Source organism: Arcicella sp. LKC2W (assembly GCF_034931005.1).
Lineage (GTDB): Bacteria > Bacteroidota > Bacteroidia > Cytophagales > Spirosomataceae > Arcicella.
The window spans coordinates 1-8,893 of sequence record NZ_JAYGIN010000053.1 but is presented as its reverse complement, the minus strand read 5'-3'; the positions used below and the strand labels follow the sequence as shown (position 1 = coordinate 8,893).

Sequence of the window (8,893 nt, the reverse complement as noted above, 5' to 3'; positions counted from 1 at the left end):
CGAGTCAAATTACGAGTTTGTCAGTTGGGACAAAATCATTGAGTTTTGTAGCAAAAGTAATTGGTAGTCAAAGTATTACCAACAAAGCAGAAATCAGTAAAAGCGACCAATTCGACCCAAATTCACAGATAAATACAGGTACAGAAGATGGTCAGGATGATACCGATGATGCGATTTTAACGCCCAAAATAGCCGATTTAAGTGTAGAGAAATTGGTTTCTAAAACGAATCCCAACGTAGGCGAAACGATAACTTACACAATAAAAGTAAAAAATGCAGGCCCTGATAATGCGACCAATGTACAGATAAAAGATATTTTACCAACGGGTTTACAATTTGTAAGTAGCACAGGAACGCCTGCCGCAGACTTTAGTCTGTCGTCAAATATATTGTTATCAAACAACATTGCAAGTATCACCTCAGGTGGCGAAGCAACTTTAACCTTCCAAGCGAAAGTAACACAAAGCGGAGCGATTTTAAATAAAGCAGAAGTTAGTAAATCCGATGTTTATGACATTGATTCACAACCGAATACAGGCACAGAAGACGGTCAAGATGACACAGGTGGAGTATTAATTGGCGGACAACAATCAGATTTGAGTTTGATAAAATCTGTTTCAACCACTACAGGCACGCCTGCCGCAGGAATGCCTGCCACACCCAATGTGGGAGATAATGTAATTTATACGATAACCGTAAATAATGCAGGACCAAGTTCGGCAACGAATGTAGAAGTGTTGGATATTCTGCCATCGGGATTACAATTTGTTTCAAGTACAGATTTCACTAACACAAATGGAACACTGACAGGAGCGATTGCGAGTATAACGGTAGGTAATCCCAAAGTATTAACATTCATTGCAAAAGTAACTGGTAATCAAAGTATTACCAACAAAGCAGAAATCTCAAAGAGCGACCAATTCGACCCAGATTCACAAGTGGGAACGGGAACGGAAGACGGTCAGGATGATATCGATGATGCCGTTTTAATCCCTCAACAAGCCGATTTAAGTTTATTAAAAACGGTAAGTAAAACCAATCCAAGTGTTGGTGAAAACATCACTTACACGATTTCAGTAACGAACGAAGGTCCAAATGTAGCGACCAATGTTGAGGTAAAAGACGTATTGCCAGCGGGCTTACAATTTGTATCATCTTCAGATTTAATAAACAATGCAGGAACGCTGACAGGCACAATTGCGAATATTCCATTGGGAGCAACTCGCTCACTCTCATTCATCGCCAAAGTAACGCAATCAGGCAGTATTTTAAACCGAGCAGAAGTAAGTAAATCTGATCAATTTGATTCAGATTCACAACCCAACACAGGCACTTTAGACGGTCAAGATGATACAGGCGGTGTCTTAATTGGCGGACAACAATCAGATTTATCACTTCAAAAAACCGTAAATAATCCTACGCCCAACGTAGGCGAAAACGTAATTTACACGATTATTGTAACGAATGCAGGACCAAGTATTGCGACGAATGTAGAAGTAAAAGACGTGTTACCAGCGGGATTACAATTTATTTCATCAAGTGATTTTCAGTTATCAGGAAGCACTTTAACGAGTCAAATTACGAGTTTATCAGTTGGGACAAAAACATTAAGTTTTGTAGCAAAAGTAATTGGTAATCAAAGTATTACCAACAAAGCCGAAATCAGTAAAAGCGACCAATTCGACCCAGATTCACAGATAAATACAGGTACAGAAGATAGTCAGGATGATACCGATGATGCGATTTTAACACCCAAAATAGCCGATTTAAGTGTAGAGAAATTAGTTTCTAAAACGAATCCCAACGTAGGCGAAACGATTATTTACACAATAAAAGTAAAAAATGCAGGCCCTGATAATGCGACCAATGTACAGGTAAAAGATATTTTACCAGTTGGTTTACAATTTGTAAGTAGCACAGACTTTAGTCTGTCGTCAAATATATTGCTATCAAATAATATCGCAAGTATCACCTCAGGTGGCGAAGCAACTTTAACCTTCCAAGCGAAAGTAACACAAAGCGGAGCAATTTTAAATAAAGCAGAAGTTTCAAAAAGTGACCAATACGATTCGGATAGTCAAGTTAATACAGGCACAGAAGACGGTCAGGATGATACAGGTGGTGTTTTAATTGGTGGACAACAAGCAGATTTAAGTTTAACAAAATCTGTTTCAAGCACCACAGGAACGCCTGCCGCCCCCAATGTGGGAGATAATGTAATTTATACCATTACCGTAAATAATGCAGGACCAAGTTCGGCAACGAATGTAGAAGTTTTAGATATTCTGCCTGCAGGTTTACAATTTGTAAGTTCAAGTGACTTTGTTAACACGAGTGGAACGTTAACAGGAGCGATTGCGAGTATAACGGTAGGTAATCCCAAAGTATTAACATTCATTGCAAAAGTAACTGGTAATCAAAGTATTACCAACAAAGCAGAAATCTCAAAGAGCGACCAATTCGACCCAGATTCACAAGTGGGAACGGGAACGGAAGACGGTCAGGATGATACCGATGATGCTGTTTTAATCCCTCAACAAGCCGATTTAAGTTTATTAAAAACAGTAAGTAAAACCAATCCAAGCGTTGGGGAAAACATCACTTACACAATTTCAGTAACCAACGAAGGCCCAAATGTAGCGACCAATGTAGAGGTAAAAGACGTGTTGCCAGCGGGCTTACAATTTATATCATCTTCAGATTTAATTAACAATGCAGGAACGCTGACAGGCACAATTGCGAATATCCCATTGGGAGCAACTCGCTCACTCTCATTCATCGCCAAAGTAACGCAATCAGGCAGTATTTTAAACCGAGCGGAAGTTTCAAAAAGTGACCAATTTGATTCAGATTCACAACCCAACACAGGCACTTTAGACGGTCAAGATGATACAGGCGGTGTCTTAATTGGCGGACAACAATCAGATTTGAGTTTGACGAAAACCGTAAATAATCCTACGCCCAACGTAGGCGAAAACGTAATTTATACGATTGTAGTCACGAATGCAGGGCCAAGTATTGCGACGAATGTTGAAGTAAAAGACGTATTGCCAGCGGGATTACAATTTGTAAGTTCAAGTGATTTTCAATTATCAGGAAGCACTTTAACGAGTCAGATTACGAGTTTGTCAGTTGGAACAAAAACATTAAGTTTTGTAGCAAAAGTAATTGGTAATCAAAGTATTACCAACAAAGCAGAAATCAGTAAAAGCGACCAATTCGACCCAGATTCGCAGATAAATACAGGTACAGAAGATGGTCAGGATGATACCGACGATGCGATTTTAACACCCCAAATAGCCGATTTAAGTGTAGAAAAATTAGCTTCTAAAACCAATCCCAACGTAGGCGAAACGATAACTTACACGATAAAAGTAAAAAATGCAGGCCCTGATAATGCGACTAATGTACAGGTAAAAGATATTTTACCAACGGGATTGCAATTTGTAAGTAGCACAGACTTTAGTCTGTCGTCAAATACATTGCTATCAAATAACATCGCAAGTATCACCTCAGGTGGCGAAGCAACTTTAACCTTCCAAGCGAAAGTAACACAAAGTGGAGCAATTTTAAATAAAGCAGAAGTTTCAAAAAGTGACCAATACGATTCAGATAGTCAAGTTAATACAGGCACAGAAGACGGTCAAGATGACACAGGTGGTGTTTTAATTGGCGGACAACAAGCAGATTTAAGTTTAACAAAATCTGTTTCAAACACCACAGGAACGCCTGCCGCACCCAATGTGGGAGATAATGTAATTTATACCATTACCGTAAATAATGCAGGACCTTCAACGGCAACGAATATAGAAGTGTTGGATATTCTGCCAGCAGGATTACAATTTGTAAGTTCAAGTGACTTTGTTAACACGAGTGGAACATTAACAGGGCAAGTTTTAAACCTTCCAGTTGGAACGCCCAAAGTATTAATATTCATTGCAAAAGTGACTGGTAATCAAAGTATTACCAATAAGGCAGAAATCTCAAAGAGCGACCAATTCGACCCAGATTCACAAGTGGGAACGGGAACAGAAGACGGTCAAGATGATACAGATGATGCCGTTTTAATCCCTCAAATTGCCGATTTAAGTTTATTAAAAACAGTAAGTAAAACCAATCCAAGTGTTGGTGAAAACATCACTTACACAATTTCAGTAACCAACGAAGGTCCAAATGTAGCGACCAATGTAGAGGTAAAAGACGTATTGCCAGCAGGTTTACAATTTATATCATCTTCAGATTTAGTGAACAATGCAGGAACGCTTACAGGCACAATTGCGAATATTCCATTGGGAGCAACCAGAAGTTTAAGTTTTGTAGCGAAAGTAACGCAATCAGGCAGTATTTTAAACCGAGCTGAAGTAAGTAAATCTGACCAATTTGATTCAGATTCACAACCCAACACAGGCACTTTAGACGGTCAAGATGATACAGGCGGTGTCTTAATTGGCGGACAACAATCAGATTTATCACTTCAAAAAACCGTAAATAATCCTACGCCCAACGTAGGCGAAAACGTAATTTACACGATTATTGTCACGAATGCAGGGCCAAGTATTGCAACGAATGTAGAAGTAAAAGACGTGTTACCAGCGGGACTAAGTTTTGTAAGTTCAAGTGATTTTCAATTATCAGGAAGCACTTTAACGAGTCAGATTACGAGTTTGTCAGTTGGAACAAAATCATTAAGTTTTGTAGCAAAAGTGATTGGTAGTCAAAGTATTACCAACAAAGCAGAAATCAGTAAAAGCGACCAATTTGACCCAGATTCACAGATAAATACAGGTACAGAAGATGGACAAGATGATACCGATGATGCGATTTTAACACCCAAAATAGCCGATTTAAGTGTAGAGAAATTAGTTTCTAAAACGAATCCCAACGTAGGTGAAACGATAACTTACACAATAAAAGTAAAAAATGCAGGCCCTGATAATGCGACCAATGTACAGGTTAAAGATATTTTACCAACGGGTTTACAATTTGTAAGTAGCACAGGAACGCCTGCCGCAGACTTTAGTCTGTCGTCAAATATATTGCTATCAAACAACATGGGAAGTATCACCTCAGGTGGCGAAGCAACTTTAACTTTCCAAGCGAAAGTAACACAAAGCGGAGCAATTTTAAATAAAGCAGAAGTTAGTAAATCCGATGTTTATGACATTGATTCACAACCGAATACAGGCACAGAAGACGGTCAGGATGACACAGGTGGGGTATTAATTGGCGGTCAGCAAGCGGATTTAAGTTTAACAAAATCTGTTTCAAGCACCACAGGAACGCCTGCCTCCCCCAATGTGGGAGATAATGTAATTTATACGATAACCGTTACGAATGCAGGACCTTCAACGGCAACGAATGTAGAAGTTTTAGATATTCTGCCAGCAGGATTACAATTTGTAAGTTCAAGTGACTTTGTTAACATAAATGGAACACTGACAGGAGCGATTACGAGTATAACGGTAGGTAATCCCAAAGTATTAACATTCATTGCAAAAGTGACAGGTAATCAAAGTATTACCAACAAAGCAGAAATCTCAAAGAGCGACCAATTCGACCCAGATTCACAAGTGGGAACGGGAACAGAAGACGGTCAAGATGATACCGATGATGCCGTTTTAATCCCTCAACAAGCGGATTTAAGTTTGACCAAAACGGTATCGAATACAAACCCAAGTGTCAATACCGATGTAACTTACACAATTTCAGTAACCAACGAAGGTCCAAATGTTGCGACCAATGTTGAGGTAAAAGACGTGTTGCCAGCAGGTTTACAATTTATATCATCTTCAGATTTAATTAACAATGCAGGAACGCTAACAGGCACAATTGCGAATATCCCATTGGGAGCAACTCGCTCATTATCATTCATCGCCAAAGTAACGCAATCAGGCAGTATTTTAAACCGAGCAGAAATAAGTAAATCTGACCAATACGATTCAGATTCACAACCTAACACAGGCACTTTAGACGGTCAAGATGATACAGGTGGTGTTTTAATTGGCGGACAACAATCGGATTTATCACTTCAAAAAACCGTAAATAATCCTACGCCCAACGTAGGCGAAAATGTAATTTACACGATTGTAGTAACGAATGCAGGGCCAAGTATTGCGACGAATGTAGAAGTAAAAGACGTATTGCCAGCGGGATTACAATTTGTAAGTTCAAGTGATTTTCAATTATCAGGAAGCACTTTAACGAGTCAAATTACGAGTTTATCAGTTGGAACAAAATCATTAATTTTTGTAGCAAAAGTAATTGGTAGTCAAAGTATTACCAACAAAGCAGAAATCAGTAAAAGCGACCAATTCGACCCAAATTCACAGATAAATACAGGTACAGAAGATGGTCAAGATGATACTGACGATGCAATTTTAACACCCAAAATAGCCGATTTAAGTGTAGAGAAATTAGTTTCTAAAACGAATCCCAACGTAGGCGAAACGATAACTTACACGATAAAAGTAAAAAATGCAGGCCCTGACAATGCAACGAATGTACAGGTTAAAGATATTTTGCCAGTTGGTTTACAATTTGTAAGTAGCACAGACTTTAGTCTGTCGTCAAATATATTGCTATCAAACAATATCGCAAGTATCACCTCAGGCGGCGAAGCAACTTTAACCTTCCAAGCGAAAGTAACACAAAGCGGAGCAATTTTAAATAAAGCAGAAGTTAGTAAATCCGATGTTTATGACATTGATTCACAACCGAATACAGGCACAGAAGACGGTCAAGATGACACAGGGGGTGTTTTAATTGGCGGACAACAATCAGATTTAAGTTTAACAAAATCTGTTTCAACCACCACAGGCACGCCTGCCGCAGGAATGCCTGCCACAGGAACGCCTGCCGCACCCAATGTGGGAGATAATGTAATTTATACGATAACCGTTACGAATGCAGGGCCTTCAACGGCAACGAATATAGAAGTGTTGGATATTCTGCCATCGGGATTACAATTTGTTTCAAGTACAGATTTCACTAACACAAATGGAACACTGACAGGAGCGATTACGAGTATAACGGTAGGTAATCCCAAAGTATTAACATTCATTGCAAAAGTGACTGGTAATCAAAGTATTACCAACAAGGCAGAGATTTCAAAGAGCGACCAATTCGACCCAGATTCACAAGTGGGAACGGGAACAGAAGACGGTCAAGATGATACCGATGATGCTGTTTTAATCCCTCAAATTGCCGATTTAAGTTTATTAAAAACGGTTAGTAAAACCAATCCAAGTGTTGGCGAAAACATTACTTACACAATTTCAGTAACCAACGAAGGCCCAAATGTAGCGACCAATGTAGAGGTAAAAGACGTGTTGCCAGCGGGTTTACAATTTGTAAGTTCCATTGATTTAGTGAACAATGCAGGAACGCTGACAGGCACAATTGCGAATATTCCATTGGGAGCAACCAGAAGTTTAAGTTTTGTAGCGAAAGTAACGCAATCAGGCAGTATTTTAAACCGAGCTGAAGTTTCAAAAAGTGACCAATTTGATTCAGATTCACAACCCAATACAGGTACTTTAGACGGTCAAGATGATACAGGGGGTGTTTTAATTGGCGGACAACAATCGGATTTGAGTTTGACGAAAACCGTAAATAATACCACGCCCAACGTAGGTGAAAACGTAATTTACACGATTGTAGTAACGAATGCAGGGCCAAGTATTGCAACGAATGTAGAAGTAAAAGACGTGTTACCAGCGGGACTAAGTTTTGTAAGTTCAAGTGATTTTCAATTATCAGGAAGCACTTTAACGAGTCAAATGTCGAGTTTGTCAGTTGGGATAAAAACATTAAGTTTTGTAGCGAAAGTAATTGGTAATCAAAGTATTACCAACAAAGCAGAAATCAGTAAAAGCGACCAATTCGACCCAAATTCACAGATAAATACAGGTACAGAAGATGGTCAGGATGATACCGATGATGCGATTTTAACGCCCAAAATAGCCGATTTAAGTGTAGAGAAATTAGTTTCTAAAACCAATCCCAACGTAGGCGAAACGATAACTTACACAATAAAAGTAAAAAATGCAGGCCCTGACAATGCGACCAATGTACAGGTAAAAGATATTTTGCCAGTTGGTTTACAATTTGTAAGTAGCACAGACTTTAGTCTGTCGTCAAATACATTGCTATCAAATAACATCGCAAGTATCACCTCAGGTGGCGAAGCAACTTTAACTTTCCAAGCGAAAGTAACACAAAGTGGAGCAATTTTAAATAAAGCAGAAGTTTCAAAAAGTGACCAATACGATTCAGATAGTCAAGTTAATACAGGCACAGAAGACGGTCAGGATGATACAGGCGGTGTTTTGATTGGCGGACAACAAGCAGATTTGAGTTTAACAAAATCTGTTTCAAGCACCACAGGCACGCCTGCCGCAGGAATGCCTGCCACAGGAACGCCTGCCGCACCCAATGTGGGAGATAATGTAATTTATACGATAACCGTTACGAATGCAGGACCTTCAACGGCAACGAATGTAGAAGTATTGGATATTCTGCCATCGGGATTACAATTTGTTTCAAGTACAGATTTTACTAACACAAATGGAACACTGACAGGAGCGATTGCGAGTATAACGGTAGGTAATCCCAAAGTATTAACATTCATTGCAAAAGTGACTGGTAATCAGAGTATTACCAATAAGGCAGAAGTCTCAAAGAGCGACCAATTCGACCCAGATTCACAAGTGGGAACGGGAACAGAAGACGGTCAAGATGATACCGATGATGCCGTTTTAATCCCTCAACAAGCGGATTTAAGTTTGACCAAAACGGTATCGAATACAAACCCAAGTGTCAATACCGATGTAACTTACACAATTTCAGTAACCAACGAAGGTCCAAATGTAGCGACCAATGTAGAGGTAAAAGA

General features: G+C 39.3%; 1 pseudogene. It reads left to right on the top strand.

Annotated elements, in window-relative coordinates:
* A pseudogene (locus tag VB796_RS23490) lies at positions 1-8,893 on the top strand (DUF11 domain-containing protein); the annotation flags it as partial.